This window comes from Kaistia sp. MMO-174, from assembly GCF_037147815.1.
GTDB classification, from domain to species: Bacteria; Pseudomonadota; Alphaproteobacteria; order Rhizobiales; family Kaistiaceae; genus Kaistia; species Kaistia nematophila.
Window position 1 is genome coordinate 264167 of record NZ_JBBCUO010000007.1, and the last position, 23255, is coordinate 287421.

At 64.0% G+C, this 23255-nt stretch carries 23 protein-coding genes, 1 tRNA gene and 1 pseudogene; 11 read left to right on the forward strand and 14 right to left on the reverse strand.

All coding sequences use genetic code 11. From position 1 onward, the window contains the following. Positions 1-77: 77 nt before the first annotated feature. Positions 78-485 (reverse strand): hypothetical protein, encoded by a 408-nt coding sequence (locus WFK98_RS24730; protein WP_336802150.1) that lies wholly within the window; start codon positions 483-485, stop codon positions 78-80. Between the two features lie 126 nt (positions 486-611). On the opposite strand from WFK98_RS24730, the gene WFK98_RS24735 reads away from it, so the two are divergent. Beyond that, positions 612-1730 (forward strand): TRAP transporter substrate-binding protein, encoded by a 1119-nt coding sequence (locus WFK98_RS24735; protein ID WP_266337106.1) that lies wholly within the window; start codon positions 612-614, stop codon positions 1728-1730. On the opposite strand, the gene WFK98_RS24740 is transcribed toward WFK98_RS24735, so the two are convergent. Both WFK98_RS24740 and WFK98_RS24745 read right to left on the reverse strand, forming a co-directional pair. Beyond that, complete coding sequence (locus WFK98_RS24740) at positions 1727-2221, reverse strand: GNAT family N-acetyltransferase (protein WP_336802151.1); 495 nt, start codon at positions 2219-2221, stop codon at positions 1727-1729. The genes WFK98_RS24735 and WFK98_RS24740 overlap by 4 nt on opposite strands. A 2-nt stretch (positions 2222-2223) precedes the next feature. After that, entirely contained in the window at positions 2224-2742 is a 519-nt protein-coding gene (locus tag WFK98_RS24745) for a GNAT family N-acetyltransferase (RefSeq protein WP_420909584.1), read from the reverse strand. A 105-nt stretch (positions 2743-2847) separates the two neighbouring features. Here WFK98_RS24745 and WFK98_RS24750 point away from each other — a divergent pair, with 105 nt between their 5' ends. Both WFK98_RS24750 and lepA read left to right on the forward strand, forming a co-directional pair. Continuing rightward, positions 2848-3756 carry a LysR family transcriptional regulator gene (locus tag WFK98_RS24750; protein WP_266337104.1) on the forward strand — a complete coding sequence of 303 codons (909 nt, stop codon included), beginning with the start codon at positions 2848-2850 and terminating at the stop codon, positions 3754-3756. A 54-nt stretch (positions 3757-3810) separates the two neighbouring features. Continuing rightward, positions 3811-5616, forward strand: a complete 1806-nt coding sequence (lepA, locus tag WFK98_RS24755; RefSeq protein ID WP_266337103.1) for a translation elongation factor 4 — start codon at positions 3811-3813, stop codon at positions 5614-5616. A gap of 189 nt (positions 5617-5805) precedes the next feature. Here lepA and WFK98_RS24760 read toward each other — a convergent pair whose 3' ends face one another. Then, entirely contained in the window at positions 5806-6798 is a 993-nt protein-coding gene (locus WFK98_RS24760) for a glycosyltransferase family 9 protein (protein ID WP_336802152.1), read from the reverse strand. Positions 6799-6965: 167 nt separating this feature from the next. Here WFK98_RS24760 and greA point away from each other — a divergent pair, with 167 nt between their 5' ends. Next, positions 6966-7433 (forward strand): transcription elongation factor GreA, encoded by a 468-nt coding sequence (greA, locus tag WFK98_RS24765; RefSeq protein ID WP_336802153.1) that lies wholly within the window; start codon positions 6966-6968, stop codon positions 7431-7433. A gap of 159 nt (positions 7434-7592) precedes the next feature. On the opposite strand, the gene WFK98_RS24770 is transcribed toward greA, so the two are convergent. Beyond that, a complete protein-coding gene (locus WFK98_RS24770; RefSeq protein WP_266337100.1) occupies positions 7593-8240 on the reverse strand; it encodes a peroxiredoxin in 648 nt (215 codons plus the stop codon). 296 nt (positions 8241-8536) lie between these two features. On the opposite strand from WFK98_RS24770, the gene mepA reads away from it, so the two are divergent. Further along, on the forward strand, positions 8537-9544 hold the full coding sequence (gene mepA, locus WFK98_RS24775; RefSeq protein WP_336802154.1) for a penicillin-insensitive murein endopeptidase: 1008 nt from the start codon (positions 8537-8539) through the stop codon (positions 9542-9544). 225 nt (positions 9545-9769) lie between these two features. Here the strand turns inward: mepA and WFK98_RS24780 are convergent, their stop codons facing one another. The 4 genes from WFK98_RS24780 to WFK98_RS24795 form a co-directional block, all read right to left on the reverse strand. Continuing rightward, a complete protein-coding gene (locus WFK98_RS24780) occupies positions 9770-10885 on the reverse strand; it encodes an NADH:flavin oxidoreductase/NADH oxidase (protein ID WP_336802155.1) in 1116 nt (371 codons plus the stop codon). 65 nt (positions 10886-10950) lie between these two features. Further along, positions 10951-11619: a 2OG-Fe(II) oxygenase gene (locus tag WFK98_RS24785; RefSeq protein ID WP_336802156.1), complete on the reverse strand. Its 669-nt coding sequence runs from the start codon at positions 11617-11619 to the stop codon at positions 10951-10953. After that, positions 11616-12281, reverse strand: a complete 666-nt coding sequence (msrA, locus tag WFK98_RS24790) for a peptide-methionine (S)-S-oxide reductase MsrA (protein ID WP_336802157.1) — start codon at positions 12279-12281, stop codon at positions 11616-11618. The genes WFK98_RS24785 and msrA overlap by 4 nt, the downstream gene beginning before the upstream one ends. A gap of 28 nt (positions 12282-12309) precedes the next feature. Beyond that, positions 12310-12636: a hypothetical protein gene (locus WFK98_RS24795; RefSeq protein ID WP_336802158.1), complete on the reverse strand. Its 327-nt coding sequence runs from the start codon at positions 12634-12636 to the stop codon at positions 12310-12312. 276 nt (positions 12637-12912) lie between these two features. Between WFK98_RS24795 and WFK98_RS24800 the strand changes: the two genes are divergently transcribed. Further along, positions 12913-13002: transfer RNA gene (locus WFK98_RS24800), tRNA-Ser, on the forward strand. Positions 13003-13095: 93 nt separating this feature from the next. Here WFK98_RS24800 and WFK98_RS24805 read toward each other — a convergent pair. After that, a pseudogene (locus WFK98_RS24805) lies at positions 13096-13179 on the reverse strand (IS5/IS1182 family transposase); the annotation flags it as partial. Positions 13180-13625: 446 nt separating this feature from the next. On the opposite strand from WFK98_RS24805, the gene WFK98_RS24810 reads away from it, so the two are divergent. Together WFK98_RS24810 and WFK98_RS24815 are read left to right on the forward strand one after the other, a co-directional pair. After that, the gene (locus WFK98_RS24810) at positions 13626-15110 is read left to right on the forward strand and encodes a DUF3604 domain-containing protein (protein ID WP_336802159.1); all 1485 of its coding nucleotides are present in this window, start codon (positions 13626-13628) and stop codon (positions 15108-15110) included. Beyond that, a complete protein-coding gene (locus WFK98_RS24815; protein ID WP_336802160.1) occupies positions 15107-16927 on the forward strand; it encodes a DUF6538 domain-containing protein in 1821 nt (606 codons plus the stop codon). Before WFK98_RS24810 ends, WFK98_RS24815 begins: the two co-directional genes overlap by 4 nt. A gap of 144 nt (positions 16928-17071) precedes the next feature. Here the strand turns inward: WFK98_RS24815 and WFK98_RS24820 are convergent, their stop codons facing one another. Further along, positions 17072-17356, reverse strand: a complete 285-nt coding sequence (locus WFK98_RS24820; protein WP_336802161.1) for a hypothetical protein — start codon at positions 17354-17356, stop codon at positions 17072-17074. Between the two features lie 415 nt (positions 17357-17771). Here WFK98_RS24820 and WFK98_RS24825 point away from each other — a divergent pair, with 415 nt between their 5' ends. Beyond that, positions 17772-18197, forward strand: a complete 426-nt coding sequence (locus tag WFK98_RS24825; RefSeq protein ID WP_336802162.1) for a hypothetical protein — start codon at positions 17772-17774, stop codon at positions 18195-18197. Between the two features lie 69 nt (positions 18198-18266). Here WFK98_RS24825 and WFK98_RS24830 read toward each other — a convergent pair whose 3' ends face one another. The 3 genes from WFK98_RS24830 to WFK98_RS24840 form a co-directional block, all read right to left on the reverse strand. After that, positions 18267-19580 carry a type II toxin-antitoxin system HipA family toxin gene (locus tag WFK98_RS24830; RefSeq protein WP_336802163.1) on the reverse strand — a complete coding sequence of 438 codons (1314 nt, stop codon included), beginning with the start codon at positions 19578-19580 and terminating at the stop codon, positions 18267-18269. An 11-nt stretch (positions 19581-19591) separates the two neighbouring features. Beyond that, positions 19592-19906 (reverse strand): helix-turn-helix transcriptional regulator, encoded by a 315-nt coding sequence (locus WFK98_RS24835; protein ID WP_336802164.1) that lies wholly within the window; start codon positions 19904-19906, stop codon positions 19592-19594. A 462-nt stretch (positions 19907-20368) separates the two neighbouring features. Continuing rightward, positions 20369-21595, reverse strand: a complete 1227-nt coding sequence (locus WFK98_RS24840) for a hypothetical protein (RefSeq protein WP_336802165.1) — start codon at positions 21593-21595, stop codon at positions 20369-20371. Between the two features lie 473 nt (positions 21596-22068). On the opposite strand from WFK98_RS24840, the gene WFK98_RS24845 reads away from it, so the two are divergent. Together WFK98_RS24845 and WFK98_RS24850 are read left to right on the forward strand one after the other, a co-directional pair. After that, positions 22069-22392, forward strand: a complete 324-nt coding sequence (locus WFK98_RS24845; RefSeq protein WP_336802166.1) for a hypothetical protein — start codon at positions 22069-22071, stop codon at positions 22390-22392. A gap of 71 nt (positions 22393-22463) precedes the next feature. Next, positions 22464-22820: a hypothetical protein gene (locus WFK98_RS24850; protein ID WP_336802167.1), complete on the forward strand. Its 357-nt coding sequence runs from the start codon at positions 22464-22466 to the stop codon at positions 22818-22820. Positions 22821-23255: the final 435 nt, after the last annotated feature.

Consider the following 23255-nt stretch of genomic DNA (forward strand, 5'->3'; position numbering starts at 1 on the left):
TCTGTATGAAAATGCGGGCATGGGGATGGCCGGCGCGGCCCGCGCGCTTCCGGCCCATGGCTTGACGACGGGGACGATCAGGCGCGAGGCGGCGGCAAGTCGGGACCGATCGACCGCTGCGCCGGCATGGCGTCGGAAAGCGGCCGCAGCCGCGCACCGGTCTCTCCGGCCGCAAGCGCGGGCCCGGCGTCGAGCGCCGGGACGGTAGAGGTGATGGCGATGCAGCAGGCGGGCAGCGACGGCGCGGCGGCGGGAAGCGGATGCGGGGCGCCGGAAACCGCGACGACCGGCATGACATGCGCCATCGCGACGTGCGCCATCGCGCCGCCATGCGACGCGTTGCCCGATGGCAGGACCATCGCCGCATGCGGACAATCCGCCTGCCCGGCGTGATCGGCCATGGCCCAGGCCGACCCGGAACCACCCGGAAGCAGCAGGCTGACGACGATCAGGACGAGGGCGGCGAAACGCCGTGCGAGAGTCACGCCGTAAAACTGGCCACTCCGGCCGTCGCCGTCAATGTCCCAGATTTCTGTTCACGTCGGCCAGACGGGTGTTCAGCTGTCATTCAGCACTGATAGGCTGCAATGGCGAAGGTTCGAGGGAATGGCATGACGCGGAAGCAGGGACAGATCGATCGGCGGCGACTGATCGGGTTCGGCGCAGCCGGACTCGGCGCGGGCCTTGCCGCCACCCCGCTCGCCGCGCCCTCGATCGCGCGCGCCGCCGACAGCCTCGTCTGGAAGATGGCGACGGCCTGGCCGAAGGATGCGCCCGGCGTCGGCGAAAGCGCGCAGCGCCTCGCCGACCGCATCGCGACGCTGTCCGACGGCCGCCTCAAGATCCAGGTCTTCGCCGCCGGCGACCTCGTCGCGCCGACACAGGTCTTCGACGCCGTCTCGACCGGCAAGGCCGAGATGGGCCATGGCTCGCCCTATTACTGGGCGGCCAAGGATCCTGCCTTCCACTATTTCTCCGGCGTGCCCTTCGGGCTGACGGCGAGCGAGCACATCGCCTGGCTCGATTTCGGTGGCGGCCAGACGCTCTGGGAGCGCGCTTACGAGCCGTTCGGAGTGCTGCCGCTCTATGTCGGCTCGACCGGGCCGCAGGCCGCCGGCTGGTTCAAGCGCGAGATCCGCACGGCAGAGGATTTCAAGGGGCTCACCATCCGCATCACCGGCCTCGGCGGCGACGTGCTGAAGCGGCTCGGCGCCAGCCCCGTGCTGCTGCCGCAGGGCGACATCGCGGCGGCACTTCAGACGGGCGCGATCGACGCGGCCGAATGGGTCGGCCCGTGGAACGACCTCGCGCTCAACCTGCCGCGCGCCGCGCCGTTCTGCTACATGCCGGCCTTCCACGAACTGGCGACGGCGATGGAGCTGATGATCGGCAAGGCGGCGTTCGCGGCGCTGCCGGCCGACCTGCAGGCCGTGGTGCGCACCGCCGCCGCGGCGGCCGCACTGGAGGTCTCGGCCGATTTCACCGCCAACAACATCCTCGCTTTGCCGACGCTGATCGAGCGCGGCACGGTGGTGAAGAGCTTCCCGAACGGGGTGATCGACGCGCTCGCCAAGACTTCGGCCGAGGTCCTGGCCGAGGTCGGCGAGGCGAGCCCGATGGCGCGCGAGGTGCATCCGGCCTTCATCGCCTTCCGCAAGAAGGCGGTCGCCTATGCCGCCGTCGCCGAAGGCGCGGCGCTTGCCATGCGGGCGCGCGCGCTGGCGATCTAGTCCAGCTTCTTCTGCAGGAAGACCAGGTCGAGATAGCGGCCGAACTTGAAGCCGAGCTCGGGCATACGCGCCGTCTCCACAAAACCCTGCTTCTCGTGCAGGCGGATCGACACCGCGTTGCCGGCCTCGATGCCGGCGACCATCATGTGCTTGCCCTGCGCCCTGGCGGCCTCGACGAGGGCGGCAAGCAACGCCGAGCCGGCGCCCTTGCCGCGCGCCTCGCCCGCGACATAGATCGAGTTCTCGACCGTGAAGCGATAGCCCTGGAAGGCGCGGAAATCGCCATAGCTGGCATAGCCGAGCACGCGCTCGCCCTCGACCGCGACCAGCACCGGGAAGCCCTGCCCGATGCGGGCGCGGAACCAGGCGATACGGTTGTCGAGATCGACGAGATCGTCGTTCCAGATCGCCGCCGTGTTGACCACCGCGTCGTTGTAGATGGCCAGGATGGTGGGGAGGTCGGCCTCTGTGGCCGCGCGGATCGTCGTCATGCTCAAACCTGCTTGTAGAAGAATGTCGCCGCAGCGAGCCGCCCGTCCGGCGTCAGGGAATGGCCGGGCATGACGCCCATCTCGGTCCAGCCGCGCGCCCGGTAGAGCGCCTCGCCGGCCGAGCCGGTCTGGGTGTCGAGATGCGCCAGCGTCCGGCCGGAGGCGCGGACCACGTCTTCCGCCGCCTGCAGCAGCCGGCTGCCGAGGCCGCGGCGGCGGGCGCTCGAATGCACCAGCATCTTGCCGATCTCCGCCCGGTGCGGCCCGTTCGGCTGCGGCGCGAAGGTCACCACCACGGTGCCGACGATGCGCCCGTCGAGCTCGGCGACCAGCAGCACGCGGCTGCCGGCCTCGATCGCCGCCATCTGGCCGCCCCAGAACACCTCGCCCTCGGCCTGCGAAAAGCCGGCGAGGAAATTGACCGAGGCGCCATGCGCCACGGCGTCGACGAGGATGCCGGCGAGCGCCGGGATGGCGGCGCGCGCCGCCGGCCCATCTAGGGACAGGATCGAAACCATCATGGCTCCATCGGTTGGTCTTTCGCCCAAAAACAAGCTTTTGCATCGTTTATGTCAATGATAAACTATCAGAATAGGAAAATTTGAACCGAAGCATAAGTACTTTTTATGGATATCGACCAGCTTCGCAGCTTCGACCGGATCGTGCGCGACGGCAGCTTCACCAAGGCGGCCGCCCGGCTCAACGTCACCCAGGCGACGATCTCGATGCGCATCCGCACGCTGGAGAGCCATGTCGGCGGCGCGCTGTTCACCCGCGGCCGCAAGGTCGAGCTGACCGAGCGCGGCGCCACCTTCCTCTCCTATGCCCGGCGCATCCTGGCGACCCTGCTCGAGAGCGAGGACGCCATGCGCAGCGTCGATCGCGGCCGCATCGCCTTCGCCTCGCTCCGCAGCCTGATCGAACCGCTGGCGACGCCCGCCGTCGTCGACTTCATGCACGCCCATCCCCGCGTCGAAGTGCGCTTCGAGGAAGGCCGCCACCGCGACATCGCCGAATGGCTGCATGACCGCAGCCTCGACCTCGCCATCATCGGCTGGCCGAACTTCGATCCGCTGCTCGAGGCGCTGGAGCCGGTCGCGATCCTGCGCGAGAAGGCCGTGCTCGCCGCCTCGCCGGCGCTGGCGCGGGAGATCGGGCCGCAGCCGACGCTCGACCGCATCTTCGCCGTCGCGCCGCATTTCCTCTCCTTCTTCTGGTGGCAGGTGACGCCCGACGCGATCGTCAGCCTGCGCCATCGGGCCCGCACCAGTTCGCAGGTGCTGTTCAGCTCCGGCCGCGCCCTGATCGAGCGCGGCGAGGCGATCGGCCACCTGCTCGAGGCCTCGATCACCCACGACCTCGCCGAGGGCCGGCTGATCGACCTGGCGCCGATCGACATGCCCGTGATCTGGCGCGATTCCGCCCTTGTCACCGGCAGTCCGGAGGCGCTCTCGCGCCCGCTCGTGGCCGAACTCGCCGACAGGATCGTCGCCCGCGCCGATGAACTTGGCGTGCTCCATGCCGGCCGGCGTTGAAAAGGCGCGTTTCAGCGCTTTGCGGCCAACATCCTTGATGCTATTGAGCGCGCCATGAGCACCGCGCCGCAAGACAACATCCGCAATTTCTCCATCGTCGCCCATATCGATCATGGCAAGTCGACGCTTGCCGACCGATTGATCCAGGCCACCGGCGGCCTGAGCGACCGCGAGATGAAGGAACAGGTTCTCGACTCGATGGACATCGAGCGCGAGCGCGGCATCACGATCAAGGCGCAGACCGTCCGGCTGGACTACAAGGCGAAGGATGGCAAGAACTACATCCTGAACCTGATGGACACGCCCGGCCACGTCGACTTCGCCTATGAGGTGTCGCGGTCGCTCGCCGCCTGCGAAGGCGCGCTGCTCGTCGTCGATGCCTCGCAGGGCGTCGAGGCGCAGACGCTGGCGAACGTCTACCAGGCGATCGACAACGACCTCGAGATCCTGCCTGTCCTGAACAAGATCGACCTGCCGGCGGCCGAGCCCGACCGCATCAAGGCGCAGATCGAGGAAGTGATCGGCATCGACGCCTCCGAGGCCGTGCTGATCTCGGCCAAGACCGGCATCGGCATCCCCGACGTGCTGGAAGCGATCGTCACCCGCCTGCCGCCGCCGAAGGGCGACGCCGACGCGCCGCTGAAGGCGATGCTGGTCGACAGCTGGTACGATTCCTATCTCGGCGTCATCGTGCTGATCCGCGTCATCGACGGCCACCTGAAGAAGGGCATGCGCATCCGCATGATGGGCGCCGACGCCGTCTACGACGTCGAGCGGGTCGGCTATTTCACGCCGAAGCTGGTGCCGGTCGAAAGCCTCGGCCCGGGCGAGATCGGCTTCCTGACCGCCTCGATCAAGGAAGTCGCGGATACGCGCGTCGGCGATACCATCACCGACGACAAGAAGCCGACCGCCGAGGCGCTGCCGGGCTTCAAGCCGGCGCAGCCGGTGGTGTTCTGCGGCCTGTTCCCGGTCGACGCCGCCGATTTCGAGGAACTGCGCGCCGCCATGGGCCGCCTTCGCCTCAACGACGCGTCGTTCTCGTTCGAGATGGAATCCTCGGCGGCGCTCGGTTTCGGCTTCCGCTGCGGCTTCCTCGGCCTCCTGCATCTGGAGATCATCCAGGAGCGGCTGGAGCGCGAGTTCAATCTCGACCTGATCGCGACGGCCCCCTCGGTCATCTACAAGATCCTGCTGACCGATGGCAGCGAGATGGACCTGCACAATCCGGCCGACATGCCGGATGTGATGAAGATCGAAGAAATTGCGGAGCCTTGGATCCGCGCCACGATCCTGACGCCGGACGAATATCTCGGCGCCATCCTCAAGCTCTGCCAGGAGCGGCGCGGCATCCAGTCCGACCTCTCCTATGTCGGCACCCGCGCCATGGTCACCTACGACCTGCCGCTCAATGAGGTGGTGTTCGACTTCTACGACCGGCTGAAGTCGATCTCGAAGGGCTATGCCTCGTTCGACTATCACCTGACCGACCACCGCCCCGGCGACCTGGTCAAGCTGCAGATCCTCGTCAATGGCGAGCCGGTCGACGCGCTGTCGATGCTGGTGCACCGCACCCAGGCCGAGCGGCGCGGCCGCGCCATGTGCGAGAAGCTGAAGGACCTGATCCCGCAGCACCTGTTCGTCATCCCGATCCAGGCGGCGATCGGCGGCAAGATCATCGCCCGCGAGACGGTCCGCGCCATGCGCAAGGACGTGACGGCGAAGTGCTATGGCGGCGACATCACCCGCAAGCGCAAGCTTCTGGACAAGCAGAAGGAAGGCAAGCGGAAGATGCGCCAGTTCGGCAAGGTCGACATCCCGCAGGAAGCCTTCATCGCCGCGCTCAAGATGGACGATTGAGCCGCCGCTGCGCTGTTGGAATAACCGGCCGTTCCGATCCCATCGGGACGGCCGTTCTGTTTCTGGGGCCGCTCTTCCTTCCGCGACTGGTTCGGTCGTCAACCCAAACTCCGTCGTCATCCCGGTTCTTCGCCCGGGATGACGGCCAGGTTGGGGTTGGGGCAGAGGCTAGCCTGCCAAGGCCAGCCCCTACCCGCGCAGCATGTCGTGCACGGCCTTCAGCACCGTTTCCGGCTCGATCGTGTCCATGCGGCGCTTGCCGTCGATCTCGGGCGCCTGGACGATGATGTTGCGGACCGCCTGCGGCGCCCAGCGCTCGGGCTCGCCGGGGCCGAACAGGCTGACCATCGGCACCAGCGAAATACCCATCAGGTGGCCGAGCCCGGTATCCGGCGCGACGCCGACGGTGATGCGCCGGGCGCTCGCCGCCGTCAGCTCCAGCCGGTAGACGCTGTCAGGCTCGCCGTCATAGCGCGCCGGCGTGAACATCGCCTCCGGCACGGCGGCGCGGATCGCGGCGATTTCCTCGCGCTCCGACGGGCCGGAGAAGAAGACCGGCGTCAGCCCCTCGGCCAGCAGCAGCCTGGCGAAGGCGATGTTGCGCGGCACCGGCCAGCCCTTGCCGCCCTTGGTCGTCACCGCGATGCCGACATGGCGGCGATCGGCCGGAAACAGCTCCGCCGCCAGCGCCTCGGCCTTCGGCGACAGGTGGAAGCCATCCCTGGCGGAAAGCGTCCAGTCGAGCTTGCGGCCGGCATCCGCCTCGATCGTCGACCAGCTGCGATCGACGATCAGCGCCGGCCGGTGCAGCTTGCCGATCGGGATGCTGCTCTGGAATCCCTTCGACTTCAGGAAGGCGCGCGCCAGCAGCACGTCGCCGACGCGCGAACGCACGTCGAAAACCCTGTGGAAGCGCGGCAGCTTCAGAAGCGCCGAAATGACGGGAACCGGCCAATAGCGGGCGCGCGGAAAATGCACGAAGGTCGGCGCGATGTCGGCGACCAGTTCATGCACCGTGCGGGTCAGCTTGTCGGGGCAGGAGGAGATCCACCAGATCGGATGGCCGGGATAGCGCTCCGCCACGGCCCAGATCAGCGGGCAGACCATCAGCGCGTCGCCTAGTCCGGCCCGGTCGCTCAGGACGGCGATGGGCTTGAGGGCGGCGGCAGAATTGGATGTCATGGATCGGCCAGGATGCGAGGAGGAAGGCGGCTTCCATAGCCGTTTTTTCCGCGCTGCCATAGCGTTTCGAATTCTGGCGCCCGGCCGGCGTCGATTTTTCCGCGCGCCGGACAAGTCGTCCCCACGAGCCGGTGGACGGCGCGGGCCGGGAACCCTACCCTCCCCGCATGAGCAGGGCCTTCGTGAAGGAAGACGACGCGGACCAGGGCGATGACGGCTTGCCGGAGCGCCCTGTCTCGCCGCATCCAAACCTGGTGACACCGGAAGGCCTGGCGGCAATCGAGGCCGAACTCGCCAGCCTCGCCGCCGCGCTGGCGGCGGCCCGGATTGCCGATGACAGGATGACGGCGGCGACGCTCGCCCGCGACCTGCGCTACTGGCAGAAGCGGCGCGCCAGCGCCGAACTCATATTGGCGCCGACGGACGGCGCGACCGTGCAGTTCGGATCGACGGTGACGATCCTGCGCGAGGATGGGCGGCGGCAGACCTACCGGATCGTCGGCGAGGACGAGGCCGACCCGAATGCCGGCACCGTGTCGCATGTCTCGCCGCTGGCGCAGGCGGTCATCGGCCGCAGCGTCGGCGACGAGATCGCCATCGCGGGCCGGGACGCGGAGATCGTGGGGATCGACTAGAGCCGGGGCTGTGGCCGGTAAGCCCCTCACCCCAACCCTCTCCCGCGCGTGGGAGAGGGTTGGGGTGAGGGTCTTGCTTGCCTTACCCGCCGAAACGCAGCCCAAACGAAAAATGGCGCCGGCCGGGGCCGACGCCATTTCAGAACCGGAACCGCCCGATCAGACGGTCTCGTCGACCTTGGGCTGCGCCACGACGCGAAGATAGGGCTTCACGGTCTTCCAGCCGCCCGGGAACTTCTCCTTGGCCGCCTCGTCCGACACCGACGGCACGATGATCACGTCGTCGCCGTGCTTCCAGTCGACCGGCGTCGCCACCGAGAACTTGGCCGTCAGCTGCAGGCTGTCGATGACGCGCAGGATCTCGTCAAAATTCCGCCCGGTCGATGCCGGATACGTCAGCGTCAGCTTCAGCTTCTTGTCGGGGCCGATGATGAAGACCGAACGGACGGTCGTCGTGTCGGAAGCGTTCGGATGGATCATGCCGTAGAGATTGGCGACGTTCTTGTCGTGATCGGCGATGAGCGGGAAGTTCAGCGTCGAGCCGGTGGCGTCGCGGATGTCGTCGACCCACTGGCCGTGATTGGAGAGCTGATCGACCGAGAGGCCGATGACCTTGACGCCGCGCCGGTCGAATTCCGGCTTCAGCTTGGCGACGGCGCCGAGCTCGGTGGTGCAGACCGGGGTGAAGTTCTTCGGATGCGAGAACAGAACGCCCCAGCCATTGCCGAGATACTCATGGAACGAGATCTTGCCTTCGGTCGAGTCGGCGGTGAAATCGGGGACCACGTCCCCCAGATTGAGTGCCATTTTCTGAATGCCCTGTTGCGTGCCGGCTGCCGCGACGAGACCCGCGGCCGTCTAGGGTGCGAGTATCGCACGGCATTGCAACCGGTCAATTGCGGAATCATGACGGTTTCGAGCATGGATTGCCTACGTTCGACGGACATCAGGCAGTTCATTCCATCTCGAAGGCGAGACAGGTCCAAAACTGGAATATTCGTCCAAATGCCGGTGCGCTGCGGCAAGCCGGCGATGGTTGATAGATCGTCAAGATTGATCGGCGATACTGCCCGCCGGGGAGCGCTGACCAGGAAGGTGTCATCATGCTGAAAAGGCCGATCCGCGCGCTGGCGCTTTCGATCCTGCTGCCGGTTCTGGCCGGCGCGCCCGCCTTGGCGGACTCGATCGACACGACGCCGGCGAAGATTCTGTTCGGGGACGTCAAGACGCCGATCCCGCTCGAGGCGCGCTCGATCGGCTCCTATGCCAAGGGCTGCCTGGCCGGCGCGGTGGCGCTGCCCGTCAACGGGCCCGACTGGCAGGCCATGCGCCTGTCGCGCAACCGCAACTGGGGCACCCCGGAACTGATCGCCTTCACCGAGAAGCTCGCCCACGACGCCAAGCGGCAGGACGGCTGGCCGGGGCTCTTGGTCGGCGACATGGGCCAGCCGCGCGGTGGCCCGGCCCGCACCGGCCATGCCAGCCACCAGATCGGCCTCGACGTCGACCTCTGGCTGACGCCGATGCCGAGCCGCCTGCTCTCCCGCGACGAGCGCGAGACGATGGCCGCGACCTCGATGGTCAACGAGAAGGCGCGCGTGATCGACCGCTCGGTCTGGACCCAGGGCCAGGTCAGGCTGATCCGCCGCGCCGCGCTCGACCCGCGGGTGGCGCGCATCTTCGTCAACCCGGCGATCAAGAAGGCGCTCTGCGAGGATACGCGCGGCGACCGCGGCTGGCTCAACAAGGTTCGTCCCTGGTGGGGCCACACCTACCACTTCCACGTCCGGCTCGACTGCCCGCCCCACATGGCGAGCTGCGTGCCGCAGAAGGCCCCGCCGCCGGGCGATGGCTGCGGCGCCGAGCTCGACGCCTGGCTGCAGCCGCCGAAGCCGCCCAAGACGCCGACCAAGCCAACCAAGCCCGCCGTGAAGCCGCGGCCAATGCTGCTGGCCGACCTGCCGGCCGCCTGCCGGCAGGTGCTGATCGGGGCCCCTCCCGGCATGACGCCGGAACCCTCCGCCGCGGCGGCGCCGATGGCCTATGACGCGCCGCCGGCCGACATCGAGAACCCGACCGACGAGCAGCCGGTCACCGGCACGCTCCACTAAAGCGTTTTCAAGCGAAGTGGATCCCGGTTCGCGTGAAGAAAACGCGACCGAACAAAGAGCCAGAGCCTTTCCGTGTTTCAATGAAACACGGAAAGGCTCTGGGGTTAACGGATCGCTAACAGAAACGGCCGCTTCGAACGCCTCGAAGCGGCCGTTTCTGTTTCCGCCGGAGCGTCTTCGCGCGAAGCGGGGACCGGTTGGCGCGGAAGAAGACCCGGTCCGATCCTAGTCGTCATCCTCGTCGACGACCCAGTGCTTCACCGTCGTCAGGCTGCGGAGATATTGCGGCGGCGCATAGGCCTCGGCGCCGAGCTCGTAGGCGGCGCGCCACGGCCAGCGCGGATCGGCGAGGATGGCGCGGGCGAGCGCGATCATGTCGGCCCTGCCCTCCTGCAGCACCGCTTCCGCCTCGGCCGGCGTGGTGATCAGGCCGACGGCCCGCGTCACGATGTCGGCGCCCTTGCGAATTTTCTCCGCGAATTCAACCTGATAGAGCGGGCCGAGCGGGATCTTCGCGTCATGCGCGTTGCCGCCGGTGGAGGCGCAGATATAGACAACGCCCGCCGCCTTCAGCGCCTTGGCGACCTCGACCGCCTCTTCGACGTTGAAATTGTCCCGCTCCACCCATTCCGCCGCCGAAAGCCGCGCGCCGACGAACATCCGTTCCGGCAGCGCCGCGCGCACCGCCTTCGCCACCGTCACGATCAGGCGCATCCGGTTCTCGAGGCTGCCGCCCCAGCGGTCGGTACGCTGGTTCGAGATCGGCGACAGGAATTCGTGCAGCAGATAGCCATGCGCGCCGTGCAGCTCGACGAAATCGAGCCCGGCCCGCTCCGCCCGCCTGGCGGCGGCGACGAAGGCCTCGACGATCGTCTCGATGCCCGCCTCGTCCAGCGCCGTCGGCGTATGCCAGCCGGGCGCGAACGGTATGGCGGACGGCCCCACCGTCTGCCAGGCGTCCTGCTCCGGCGTCAGCGGCCCGCCACCGAGCCAGGGCAGTTGCGTCGAGGCCTTGCGGCCGGCATGGCCGAGCTGCACGCCGAAGACGGCGCCCGGCGCCGCCACGCGCCGCGCCGTCGCCAGCGCCCGCGCCATCGCCGCCTCGTTGGCGTCCGAATAGAGCCCGAGGCAGCCATGCGAAATCCGGCCGCGCCGCTCGACCCCGGTCGCCTCGAAGGTCACCATGCCGGCGCCCGAAATTCCGAGCGTCATCCAGTGCTGGACGTGCCAGTCGGTCGCCGAGCCGTCATCGGCGGAATACATGCACATCGGCGCCACGGCGATGCGGTTCGGTATCGTGAACTCGCCGAGCGTGATGGGAGTGAAGAGCGCACTGGTCATCGATCGATCCATTCAGGGAAGATTGGCAATAGGCGGGGATCCGCGCCCGTTTGGCGCGAAGGCGGTCAGCGCGAGGTGTCGAGGCGCTGGCCGGTCGAAGCGTTGACGCGCCACCAGCCGGCGACGGCATGGCGCGGCCGATGCGCCGGCAGCACTTCATGCGGGATTTCCTCCGACATCATCAGGACGATGCGGCCGGCCTGGGGAACGACCTCCACCGTGCCGGCGTCCTCTTCCGTCGCCTCCCACAGGCGCAGGATGCCGCCATAGTCGGCCTGCCAGCCGGCATCGAGATAGATCACCATCGACACGACGCGATTGCGCGCGCCGGAAAGGCTATCGAGATGGCGACCATAGAAGCCGCCGGTCGGATAGGCGATGAAATTGCACTCGAAGTCGAACAGGCCGAGGAAGAGCCGGCGATTGATGGCAATGCGCAGCTGCTCGGCCACGTCCAGCAGCCGCCGCTCGGTCGTCGTGCTGCCGTCGAACCAGCGGATCGCCGCCCGCCGGATCTCGGCCGCCTGGCGACGGCCGCCCTCGCGGCCGACCGCCGCGGCGGCCAACGCCCCGGAGGCTTCAAGCCCCGCCAGCTCGCCGGCCAGGCTTCGGATCAAATCTGGATGGAGAAGGTCGTCGACGACGCAGTAGCCTTTTCGGGCAAGACCCTCGATGGCTGCGTCGCCGACGGACCTGTCGAAATCGTCCGTCTCCGCCTCGACAAGTTCATTCAAGATGCGGCAACCCCCGTACCGATGGGACAAGACACGCCGGTGCCGCCCAGCCCGCAATAGCCGCCGGGATTCTTGGCGAGATATTGCTGGTGGTCGTCCTCGGCGAAATAGAAGGGCGGCCGGTCGACGATCTCGGTGGTGATCGGGCTGAAGCCGCGCTGCACCAGCGCCGCCTGATAGGCGTCTCGAGCCGCTTCCGCCGCCTGCCGCTCCGCCGCGTCGGCGACATAGATGCCGGAGCGGTACTGCGTGCCGACATCGTTGCCCTGGCGCATGCCCTGGGTCGGATCGTGGCTCTCGAAGAAGACCTTCAGCAGATCGCCATAGGAGACCACCGCCGGATCATAGGCGACGAGCACCACCTCGTTGTGGCCGGTCATGCCGGTGCAGACCTCGGAATAGGTCGGGTTCGGCGTCTCGCCGCCGGCATAGCCGACCGCCGTCGCCCAGACGCCCTGGGTCTGCCAGAACTTGCGCTCCGCCCCCCAGAAGCAGCCGAGGCCGAACAGGGCCGTGCGGACGCCGTCCGGATAGGGCCCGGCGATCGGGTGGCCGTTGACGAAATGCAGGCCGGGCTCGACGATCGGCTGCGCGCGGCCGGGCAAGGCTTCGCCCGGCGCGGGCATGCGGGTCTTGCGCGCGAAAAGGTCGAGGAGATTCATGGAAAGTCTCCTTGTCTGAGAGAGGATGTCAGGCGACGACGGAGTGGTAGCGGCGCCGCCGCCCTGCGAGAAGAAGGCAGGCGCCGATGGCGCCAAGCACCAGCCAGGTCGGCAGCGTCAGCAGGAACTGGATCACCGGCGACCACACCCACGGACCGACATAGACCTCGACATGGGTGGCGACGGCGGCTTGCAGGGCGTTCAGACTGGCGGGATCGAAGGCGAACCACGCCTGGCCCAGCGGCGTCACCGTCAGCGTCGAGGCGGCGATCGACTTGGTGCCGTCGATGACGAGCCCGACCACCGCTCCGGCGATGGCGAAAAGGCCGAGCAGGCGGACGAGAAGTGTGAACATGATCTGGTCCCTCGTCGCGGCCCGGCAGGCCCGTCTGGTCAGCGGCGACTGGCCCAGAGATAGTGTGGCGGCGCGAATTCGGCAACGCTTGCCGAAGCGACGGCCACGAATACGCGACGATCCCCGGCTGATTTCGCCGGGACCCTTGCGGCGGCCCATGGCTTCGTGATACCGCACCGCCTGTCTTGCCAAGAGCAGGACCTGCCCGCCCGCACGATGCGCCCGCCGCCTCGAATGCTGCGCCGGCAGACTTCCACGCCGCAAGGCGTTTGGTACGGAGGGGTGGCCGAGTGGTTGAAGGCGCACGCCTGGAAAGTGTGTATACGGGAAACCGTATCGCGGGTTCGAATCCCGCTCCCTCCGCCACTTGCTGTTGAAATGTCCAACTGACTGACGAATCTCTGCGGCTACCCGCCCGGTGTAGTCGCCGACCTGGCCTGCGGTCATGAACAGCCGCTACCGCCGTCCCTCGGCATCGGCGATGGCGCGCAGCTTGGTGTTCAGGCCAGCCTTGGCCCGTCCGATCGGGCGACCCCCTTTCTTCCCCGCCGCACGTGGTTTCGGGAACATGTACTCGATGTAGCCCATGGGCCCTCGGTCGAGGACACATGCAACATGGACACTCCTCCCGTCGCCCTCGGATCCCGATGGAGTCGCCGATGATGTGCGCAATCGGCACCGAGCCAATCGCCAACAACCTTGCGGGACGCCGCGAATGCAGTTGCAGCGTGAACGTGCGGCCCTAACTGACCGATCGATAGGTCTTGAATGCTGCACGCGGCATTCGCCTGAGGGGCCCATCGCGCGGCGCGCGGCGAGGTTTTGGACCTTAGGCCCGAAAGGCCGGACGATGCTGGACCGTTCTGCGTTCCGCTGGAAATCAGTTTAGGCAAGCTTGTGGTCGCGCTGAAATCGAGTCCTAAATGTCGCGGAAGATCAACGTCACTGACTCATATGTGCCCCGCCCTCGCAGCCGAAAGGGGCTTCACATGACACGTCGAATTTTTCTTCTCGTGCTTTCCTCGACCTTCCTTGCCAGCCCTCTTGCGGCGCAGGTCAATACCGATGCGGGTACGATCAACCCCAAGATGGTCGAGCGCTTTTTCAACCAGCCGGGCTATTCGCCCTATGCCGGGCGCAAATTCGCGACCCAGCCGCTTTGGGGCGAGATCCACCTGCATACAAGTTGGTCGGCAGATGCCTTTGCCGGCGGCACCCGGGTCGGACCGGATGAGGCGCTGAAATATGCCGAGGGCGAGACGATCGAGTCGAACACCGGCCAGCCCGTGCGCCTGTCGCGCCCCTATGACTTCCTGATGGTGGCAGACCATTCCGATGCGCTCGGCACCGTCGCCAGCATCTACGACGGCGATCAGGCGATGATGGCCGACCCGGTGCTCAAGCGCTGGCATGACGAGATGCGGAAGGGCGGCGAGTCTGCCAGCAAGGTCATGATGGAGATGATCGCCCTGCAGGGCGAGGGCAAGATCCCGAAGCCCATGACCGATCCAGATACCCAGATGGATATCTGGCACAAGATGACCGAAATCGTCGAAAGCCACAACAATCCGGGCAAGTTCACCGCCCTGATCGGCTATGAGTGGACCTCGAATTATGGTGGGGGCAACAACCTGCACCGCAACGTGGTCTATCGCGACGGCAAGGACAAGGCCGACATGGCACGGCCCTATACGACCTTCGAAAGCGAGCTTCCGAACAAGTTCTGGGAATGGCTGCAGGCGTATGAGGACAAGACCGGCGGCAAGGTTCTGGCCGTGCCGCATAACGGCAACCTGTCGAACGGGCTGATGTTCGCGACCGAGACTCCCGACGGCAAGCCGATCGATGCGAAATGGGCCGAGGCCCGCGCCCGCTGGGAGCCGCTCTACGAGGTCACCCAAGGCAAGGGCACCTCCGAGCAGCACCCCTCTCTGGCGCCCAGCGACGAATTCGCGGATTTCGAGATCTGGGACAAGGGCAACCTGAACGTCGTGCCCAAGAAACCAGGCATGATCGACTACGAATATGCCCGCGAGGCCCTCAAGCGCGGGCTCAAGCTGGAAGGGGAACTGGGCACCAACCCCTTCAAATTCGGCCTGATCGGCTCGACCGACGCGCATACCGGCATCTCCTCGACCGAAGAGAACAACTTCTGGGGCAAGTTCCCGGCCAGCGAACCGGGTCCGGAACGCTCGACCGGGAACGCCTTCGATTTCGACGGCCGCACCGTCAAGGACTGGAAGCTTGGTGCCTCGGGGCTCACCGCCGTCTGGGCACCCGAGAACACGCGCGCCTCGATCTGGGACGCGATGAAGCGCAAGGAGGTCTATGGCACCACGGGGACGCGCATCACGCTGCGCTTCTTCGGCGGCTGGGATTTCCTTCCCGAGGATGCGCTGGGAGGATTCGAACGCCACAAGGCCTATCACTATGATCCAATTGAAATAACTTACTTTTTGGATCAATGCCATTGAATTTTGCTACGATCGACTGCTACGAAGGCCCTTCGGATCGTAGCAAAGTCGGGGCTGATTTGAGCGTAGCGAACAACATCATCCGGCGGGGGGCCACCTACCACGTGAGGGCATTTGTTCCTCGCGAGCTTCAGTCTGTGATCGGCAAAAAAGAGATCCATCGCTCCCTCCGGACGACCGATCCGCAGGAGGCAAAACGCCTCGCGCGCGCAGTCCTCGACGAGCTCGACGCCGAGTGGCAGACGATCCGCGATCGAAGAACGATCGAACCCAGCGATATCGATGAGGTCATCTGGGAACGCTATATCGCGCTGGTTGAAGCTGACGAACGCTTCCGGATGGAGTTGCCGACGGAGGAAGATCTCGATGAGATTTGGGCGATCCTCGCCTCGGAATTCGGCTCCGAGGATATCGGTGCATATCGGATACTGGAGACTTTCCGAGACAGGCACGAACTCGACGCCAGACAGCGCGAAGCACGACTTCAACAGCTCCGACAAGACGCTGCCCGCGCAGAAACCAAATCCGTAGCGCCCGTCGTCCGACGAGAAATCGAGAAGCGGCAACTCATCGCCGACCCATCGAGCATCGACTACCGGCGCCTCTCGCAAGGCATCGTACGCGCCGAGATCGAGGCACTCACCCGCTCTGTCGAGCGCGATCGCGGCGACTGGTCCGGTGAGATCAAAGACGCCCTCGTCAAGCCTGCCATGAAGCGCCGGATTGAACCGAGCGAGACGATCATGGGGCAATTCGATATCTACGCGAAAGCAAACCCGAACAACATCAAGGCTGACACCCTCGACTACAGCCGGAAGTGTGTCGCGATTTTTGCCGATAGCCTGCCGAAGGGCTATCCCGCTTCCGGCATTGACAAGAAGGCCGTTCGCGAGTGGCACGATCTGTTACGCCAGTTTCCGGTCAAGGCGGCGGAGATCTCCGAATTCCGCGGGCTGCCCATCCGGAGAGTCGTTGCGCTGAACCAGGAGCGGCAGCGCCCGACGATTTCGAAGCAGACGATGAACAAGTACCTGTCAGCGCTGGGAAGCTTCTGCAACTGGCTGGTCCGGCGTGGCGTCATCGACATCAACCCGACGACAGGAATGCACGACAAGCTGGACAAGGATGCACGGCCGGTCCGCTCCTATAGCGAGCAGGAACTAGCCAGCATTTTCAAAAGCCCGATTTATTCGGGATTTCTTTCGGATGAGAAGGACTACCTCCCCGGCAATCGGACGGCAGATGACTGGCGGCACTGGCTGCCGTTGCTCGCGTTATTTACCGGTGCACGGCTCGGCGAGTTGGCGCAGCTTCTGACGGACGACGTGCGTAAGATGCACGGTCACCCGGTGATCATCATCACCAGGGAAGGCGACCCGGCCAAGTCGGTCAAGACAAAGACATCTCAACGCGTGATCCCGGTTCATCCTGAATTGGAACGGCTTGGTTTTCTCGATTTCCACGCTCGCGCGGCCGCAAGCGCCTCCCCGCGCCTCTTTCCGGAAATCCTGCCTGACGCTCGCGGCCATATCAGCGGAAGGCCGTCGAGTTGGTATCGGCGCTATGTGAAGCGAATAGGCGTGAAGGAGGATCGGAGCGTGAACTTCCATTCCTTCCGGCATGGCCTGGCCGACGCGTGCCGTCGGGCGGGCTACCTCGATACTGAGTACAACTTCATCCTCGGCCATGCCGACCAGAAGGGAGCCACCACACGCGGCTATGGCTCGATTGTCGAGGGAAGCTTGAAACGACGCGTCGAGATCATCAACGCTGTCGCCTTTCCGGGCCTCGACCTTTCTCACCTCTACAGGGCATAACTGAGGCTTGCATAGGGCGGCGGAAGGCGGACGGCCAAGTGCTCAAATCGCGTCGTCATCATTGGGCAGCGGGCGCGTGCACTGTTTCGCAACCATTTTCGATTCCAACATTCCCCACCAATGGCACGGGATCGAGCAGTAGCTTCAATCTCCCCCTTCCCACTCCTTAAGCTCTTCGGCAGCCAGCGGGGCGAGGGCTTGCTCAAGCGACAAGCTTCCTTTGCCTTTGAGGCGACCAAGCTTACGGCGCGGATTGTCACAGCCTTCGGCCTTCAAAAGACTTGCCAAGGCCATAATCCACTCAATGACGTCAGCACTGAGTTCAATTTCGACCGTGGCGCGGTTGCCAGTCATGCGACTTTTGACCCAACGGGGACCAGCCTGTCGAGCGATTCGTGCTTTGTGTCTTTTCAGCTGCCAGCTCTTCATTCGGACTTCCAACTCACGCATCGCGTCAAACCTACTGACCACGGTTCCACCAGCAATTGGCGATCATTCGGACAGAATAGCGCGGACACTGACGGGGGGGGGGGGATTTTGATCCTATGCACGCTCGCGGGGAAGGCCGTACAGCCTGTATCGGCACTACGTGAATCGAACAAGGCTATGCTCGATTGTCGAGGGCTGCTGAAACGACGCATCGAGATCATCAACGCTGTCGCCTTTCCGGGCGTCGTTGTCGCGGCACCTATTCAGGCGATGATTGCGGCTGTGATCGGCTGCTTTTGTTGGATGCCGTCGCCTCCGGGGCCCGAAAGGTCATCATAGGCAGCGCAACTACCCTCGCGAGCTCCAACGAGAATAGCTGTATTCTAATAGAATAAATACAGCACAGGAGCTTACATTGTTAAATGAACACAACATTGAACGACTGATCCAGCGACTAGCGCATGACGGCCTCTGCATCGGAAAAGAGAGAGTCGGTTTCAGTATGGATACTTATGTTGGGGTCAAGGATGTCAGCACGAGTCCACTTGGCGACAGCTCCTCTAGGCCCGGCACCGTCGCATGCATCGCCGGACACTGCTACCTCATGGCAACAGGTGTCACGGTCCAGGAGGCCATCGCCGCCACCGACGCGGAGACGATCGAGACGGTGGCCACCGATTTCCTCGGATTGACCCGCGACCAGGCGAGCGACCTGTTTTTCGATCTGCCAGAGGAGATAGCCCTGATGGATGTGAGCGTCGAGCAGGCGATAGCAGTCCTCAACCGCCTGCTCGATACGGGCGAGGTCCGATGGCTCCCCGCAAGCCCGATGCAGCAGTGACCGGCGACAGGGGGGCTGCCGCTCCGCGTCGCCAGCCTTGGCAAAGAGTGGCGTCCGCAAACAAGTCGTCTAGTCGGCCAGCTCTTCCCCATAGACTTTTGCCAGGCGGCTGGCACGCGAAGCGATCGTGTCGAGGAGACGATCGACGATTTCGTGGGTGATCCCCTCCGCCCGCATCGCGGTAGCACAAGCGGATGCCATGTCAGGAATGACCGCGAGCTGGCTGCGAACCGTGCGGATCGTAAATTCGCTGCTTACCTTCGCCGATGATGCACAACGCTCCCAGTATCGGGGCATAATGCCGTCGAGCTCGTAGGACTTGTCGATCCTCATAGCCAGCTTCAGATCTCGCATTTCGGCTTGGATTTCCCCCTCGCCGAGATGCGGAAGGATGCTCGATATGTCGTACAATGGGGCGAGACGTGCCTCGCCCTGCGCGCCGAGGAGCATCGAATAGTTCTTTGCATGCGCGTCGGTGCCGCCGATTGCCCAGTTGAATACATTGGCCACCATGAAAGCCTGCCTGTCGCCGACCGGATCCCTGGACGCCGCCAGCACCATATTGGAGATCGGCACAATGCCAGGGCCGCCCTGGCTCTCATATTTGAGCGTCGGCAGGACAGAGAGCGCCTGGCACATGTCCTCCTGGTGAATACGGATGGTTTTCCCATCGACATATCTGCGGTCGTAGCGCTCGACCACGATTGCCTTTTCACCCGCAAACTCGAGAACTTGGCTATGCGCGGCATCCATGCCTAGCATTCGCGCGAGCCGCAGGCAGAAATGCTCGTTCTCTGTGTGCCCATGAAGGTGCGGCATGGGGGGCTTGAAGATGTGCGTTGTGGGAGTATCTCCCAGAGGCACCCCCCATTGGGCCGTCCCCCTATCAAAGTGAAAGGCAGTCTTGGCCTGGGCGCCGGCTAGGCTGAACTGACCAGGATCGCCAATCCTTCGCGTCGCGGATCCATCGCGGCGCAGGTCACGCAGACGATCGCCAAGCTGCTCGTTGGTGAGGAGTTCCACGTCCTCTCCTCGAGATATCTTGTCACCATGGGGCAGAAACTGCACAGCCCCTGCGCAATCTCGGCCAACGTTCTTGAGCAAGGCGAAAGGATTCCGTGCCGAGACCTGGAACCTCTGGGCCCACCTGGCGAGAGTGTGCTCGTTGTCGGGCAGAAGGCCCCACAGGAATGCCTCGACTACCTTGCCGTCATAGACCTGTGTGATCGTGGGCATTGAGAGCGACAGAGGAATCGCGATCCGGCCACTCATCCACCTGTCGTCATAGACGAACGAAAGCCTGCCACCCGGCAGGTAGTACAACTCCCCTACCCTGCGACCAGAGATGTAGACGTCCAGCGTGTCGATGGGCTTCGTCACCATGATCATTGCCCTCAGAGCGTGTAGGGTGGCACGTCGTCTTCATCGCCGTCATGCCGATCACCTGCTGGAGGGTGATCATGATCGTCGCCGTCAGACAGCGCGGGCGGCGAGGAGGAACGCGGCAGGTCGAAGTTCATCTCAACACCGAGCGTGGTGAGAACCAGCAGCACATTTCCAATCTCGGCGCTAGGCTTGCCATTTTCGATCCAAGAGACCCACGTTTGGGTGGTATTGATCATCTTGGCCAAGGCAGCCTGGGACAGCCCTCGCCGCTTGCGGGCCTCCCTGATCAGAATGCCGATATCCCGGGAAGTTCTGATCCGCATCCTTTTGCTCCCACGTGAACAGCGCCAATATATTAACATATATCGAGGCAATCAATATACGATCTTATATCACCAAATTTCATATATGATCATATATCGTCGATGCAAATATAGGGTCGTAAATTGATGTCGGTCGGCCTAACGGATTGGCTAGGCAATCGCGCATCCAGCCTGGGCACGCGTCAAACGCAAAAACGCCCCAAGAGGCGACTGAGCCCTGGGGCTCGACAGCCTATAATCGTCAGCCAAGAACGGACAGTACGGCCCTAGCTAGGGATACTTTCCAGACATAGGGGGGCCGATATGACAACTTTTTCCTACCGCCGGCCACGAAAAGAAGCCGGTAGAAGGGTTAGGAAAGCAACACCACGCCAAGGCTCTCGCCAATAAGCCTCAGCCCCGACCTAATTACTTGCTGGTGCGATATCCAAGCATCTTTCCCATGCACATATGCCCTTTTCCTCACAGATCCTTGTCGGGGACGGAAAAGGCAGCGGCGACACGTTCTCGCAAATGCCGAAGCGCCATCCCTACCCGCTCGTTCATCGCCTCATAAGAAACGAACGTTCCGGATGAACCAACTCCGATCCGCGGAGGTGCCTTCAGCTTCAAGCCCTTTTTGGCAAGATCACCCTGAGACGCCCGCCGCAGCGCCTTCATCCGTCGGTCGAGCGCCGCGTCCATCGCCTTCAATCCAATAGCCCCAGCATTCAGGAACTTCTCCATACGCTGCCGGTCGTTCCACACATGCGCCGCAGTCCGCACGCTTGGCCTCGCCCGGGCGGGATCCAGGAAGGTAGGAAGCACAAACGCAAACGCCTTCGCCTGGAGCCTCGTGATTCGAAACCCTTTCAAGTCGTCGAGAAAATCGATGCCCAGAGCAGCGACCTCTGGGCGACCGAGCGTCACCTCGATCCGGACCCGCTTCATCTTGTCACCCAGAACAAGACTGGTGCCCGCCGCCCTATTCTGACGATCCAAAACCTTGTCCATGATACGCCACCGCATATCGGAATCCTCTGCGCCAACGTAGTAGGTCGCATCCACGAAAGCCTGGCGATCCGTGGTCGACGAGATCAGGAAGTGGTCCTTGTCGCCACTCCCGGATCTGGGACGCCCAATGACACCGACCGTATCGTTTGCGCCCCGCCCGAACGTGAAGCGTGGTCGGTCCCTCCGATGGCCCATCACATCCCGGCTTGGCTGGAAATGGCGAGTGAGAGCGGTGAAGAGCTGGGCCCGAGCGAGATCGCCCGGATGCTTGGGAGTGAAATCGACACTGATCTCCATCTCACTCACGACCGGTGGCATTTGAAGGTCATACTTGCCGTAGAAGGTTCGACAGAGCCTTCGGACCTTCACCAAGTCTGGCTCTTGAACCCGGAACTCGAACAGATCCGATACCCCACCCGACCTCTTATCGAGAGGCTCAATGTAGCATCTCTCCCCCAGGGCAGCCTCGACATCTCGCTGGAGCCATTGATGCTGCGTCTCGCGTCCCAGCCACAGGCGGATCGAAATCCAATCGATCACCGCACGGCAGGTGAAGTCCCCCAGATCGATCTCAGGCTCCAGCGCATACCGCCCAACAAGCCGTCGCTGCACTTTCGATACAGGAATCTTCCGGTAGGCAAGCTGGCCCAGCAATTTGCGAGACTTGATCGCGACGAGGTTCACTACGGTCGTCAATGGGCTTCTCGGTCGTCTATCGGCAGGGCCCCTCCCTATTCCAGAAGCTCGATAAGAGACAAGATCATCCGGAGACGCGGCGATCGGCTTGAACAGGTCGCCTCCCTAGCGTTCTCGGTTCGCAATCTTCCCGGCGGCCGCCCGTCGTAGCCGGCTCCATAGGCACCATAAGCGACCGCAAGTAGGCCTACAGCGCCTCCTATCCGGCCGGACAATGAGAGGCTCCCGAACGCCCGAGGCGGAACTACCGCGCCCCAAGACCAGATCGCAGCCCACGCGCCCTCACCAATGCGTTTTAAGAGTCACTGAGACCCTTCCCCTGCGCCATGAGGCAGGCAACAGCCCAGGCAATGCTTCCTGCCAGTGAGTGCCCCTGCCGATTCCTGAGCACGCCAATGACGGGCCCCACTGCCGGCCCTTACCGACGCCCGCCTTAGGTCCCCTTCCGGGTCACCCCGCATCGATACAAACCGATGAAAGCCCGCAAGCGGCAATCAATAGCCATCGGGCGCCCCTTCTCAGCGACCGCACATCTGCTAGACATGAACGATCGTCATGGTTGTGGAGCGCACATGTCCCCTGCTCGCCGTCACCTGCCCGAATCCGAGAACGCCATCGCCATTCTTCGCGCCGAGCAGCAGAAGCTGATTCGAACAGCTGCGGAGATGGAAGTATTGCGGCCCTCCTCCACGATCGAACGCATTGCGAGGCTGGAGAACCAGATTTTCGGTCTTGAGCACGTCCGCGACCTAAGCGCTGAAGATCGTCAGGGCCACTTAGGGCGCGCAGCCAAGTGAAAGCCCTTCTAGCGGCCCTCGTCCTCGTCACCACGCATACGGCGGGAGCCGCCGCAGGAAAGGTGCGCCCCTTGGACGATTTCTATGATCCGTCCTGGGGCTTCTCAAAGGCAGATTCACTGCAAGCCCAGATGACTCAACATCACATCATGAACAGCCGTTGCGTCGTGATGACCGGAAAATCAATCGTCGGCACACCGGGATACGCGACCTACGCCATACCGAGACTGCTCTTCACGGCGCCCCACAAACTGTCGAAGGAACGAGCGATCGAAATATACGACATGGTTCTGGAGGAAGTCATCCGTACCGCAGGGGACCCTCGCAGGGCGTCGCCCAAACAGTGGACGGAAGCCTGCGACCGCTATCGCGCGAACGTATCGCCACTGATCAGAGACCTTCTCAGAAAATATATGGGTGACGAGTAAGTCATCACATCACGTCACATCGAAAATACGAAGTGAGCTCCGCCCCCTCCGTCTCAGACATTCCGGCAAGCGACTTCCAACGGGGCAATAGGATGAATTGACCACCTGGAATCACCAGAGAGTCCCTCGCAGGATCAGACATGGTGGTGGTTGTCGGCGAGACTGAGATCGATTGATTCGGTTCAATGCCCCCACCAGTCTGGATGTCATCGAAGCCTCGCCCCCCCACCAAGTGCTCGTCTCTTCCTCGCGAGCTGTACCGCCAATCCGACTGCCTGTCGTGCGGACCGGGCGAAGGAGATGAAGTCCTAGGAAAAAACGACGAGCTTGAAGGGGATGCATTTTGCGCCCACCAGATTCAGGATTCCTAACCTCCCATATCTCGGGCCGCCAACCCGCAAGTTTCCATCGATCGTAAACCTGACAACATAATGT

Bases quoted from the DNA above. Each gene is read 5' to 3' on its own strand.
- WFK98_RS24735 (WP_266337106.1), top strand. From the start codon at position 612: ATGACGCGGAAGCAGGGACAGATCGATCGGCGGCGACTGATCGGGTTC.
- WFK98_RS24740 (WP_336802151.1), bottom strand. From the start codon at position 2,221: ATGACGACGATCCGCGCGGCCACAGAGGCCGACCTCCCCACCATCCTG.
- WFK98_RS24745 (WP_420909584.1), bottom strand. From the start codon at position 2,742: ATGATGGTTTCGATCCTGTCCCTAGATGGGCCGGCGGCGCGCGCCGCC.
- WFK98_RS24750 (WP_266337104.1), top strand. From the start codon at position 2,848: ATGGATATCGACCAGCTTCGCAGCTTCGACCGGATCGTGCGCGACGGC.
- lepA (WP_266337103.1), top strand. From the start codon at position 3,811: ATGAGCACCGCGCCGCAAGACAACATCCGCAATTTCTCCATCGTCGCC.
- WFK98_RS24760 (WP_336802152.1), bottom strand. From the start codon at position 6,798: ATGACATCCAATTCTGCCGCCGCCCTCAAGCCCATCGCCGTCCTGAGC.
- greA (WP_336802153.1), top strand. From the start codon at position 6,966: ATGAGCAGGGCCTTCGTGAAGGAAGACGACGCGGACCAGGGCGATGAC.
- WFK98_RS24770 (WP_266337100.1), bottom strand. From the start codon at position 8,240: ATGGCACTCAATCTGGGGGACGTGGTCCCCGATTTCACCGCCGACTCG.
- mepA (WP_336802154.1), top strand. From the start codon at position 8,537: ATGCTGAAAAGGCCGATCCGCGCGCTGGCGCTTTCGATCCTGCTGCCG.
- WFK98_RS24780 (WP_336802155.1), bottom strand. From the start codon at position 10,885: ATGACCAGTGCGCTCTTCACTCCCATCACGCTCGGCGAGTTCACGATA.
- msrA (WP_336802157.1), bottom strand. From the start codon at position 12,281: ATGAATCTCCTCGACCTTTTCGCGCGCAAGACCCGCATGCCCGCGCCG.
- WFK98_RS24795 (WP_336802158.1), bottom strand. From the start codon at position 12,636: ATGTTCACACTTCTCGTCCGCCTGCTCGGCCTTTTCGCCATCGCCGGA.
- WFK98_RS24810 (WP_336802159.1), top strand. From the start codon at position 13,626: ATGACACGTCGAATTTTTCTTCTCGTGCTTTCCTCGACCTTCCTTGCC.
- WFK98_RS24820 (WP_336802161.1), bottom strand. From the start codon at position 17,356: ATGAAGAGCTGGCAGCTGAAAAGACACAAAGCACGAATCGCTCGACAG.
- WFK98_RS24830 (WP_336802163.1), bottom strand. From the start codon at position 19,580: ATGGTGACGAAGCCCATCGACACGCTGGACGTCTACATCTCTGGTCGC.
- WFK98_RS24835 (WP_336802164.1), bottom strand. From the start codon at position 19,906: ATGCGGATCAGAACTTCCCGGGATATCGGCATTCTGATCAGGGAGGCC.
- WFK98_RS24845 (WP_336802166.1), top strand. From the start codon at position 22,069: ATGAAAGCCCGCAAGCGGCAATCAATAGCCATCGGGCGCCCCTTCTCA.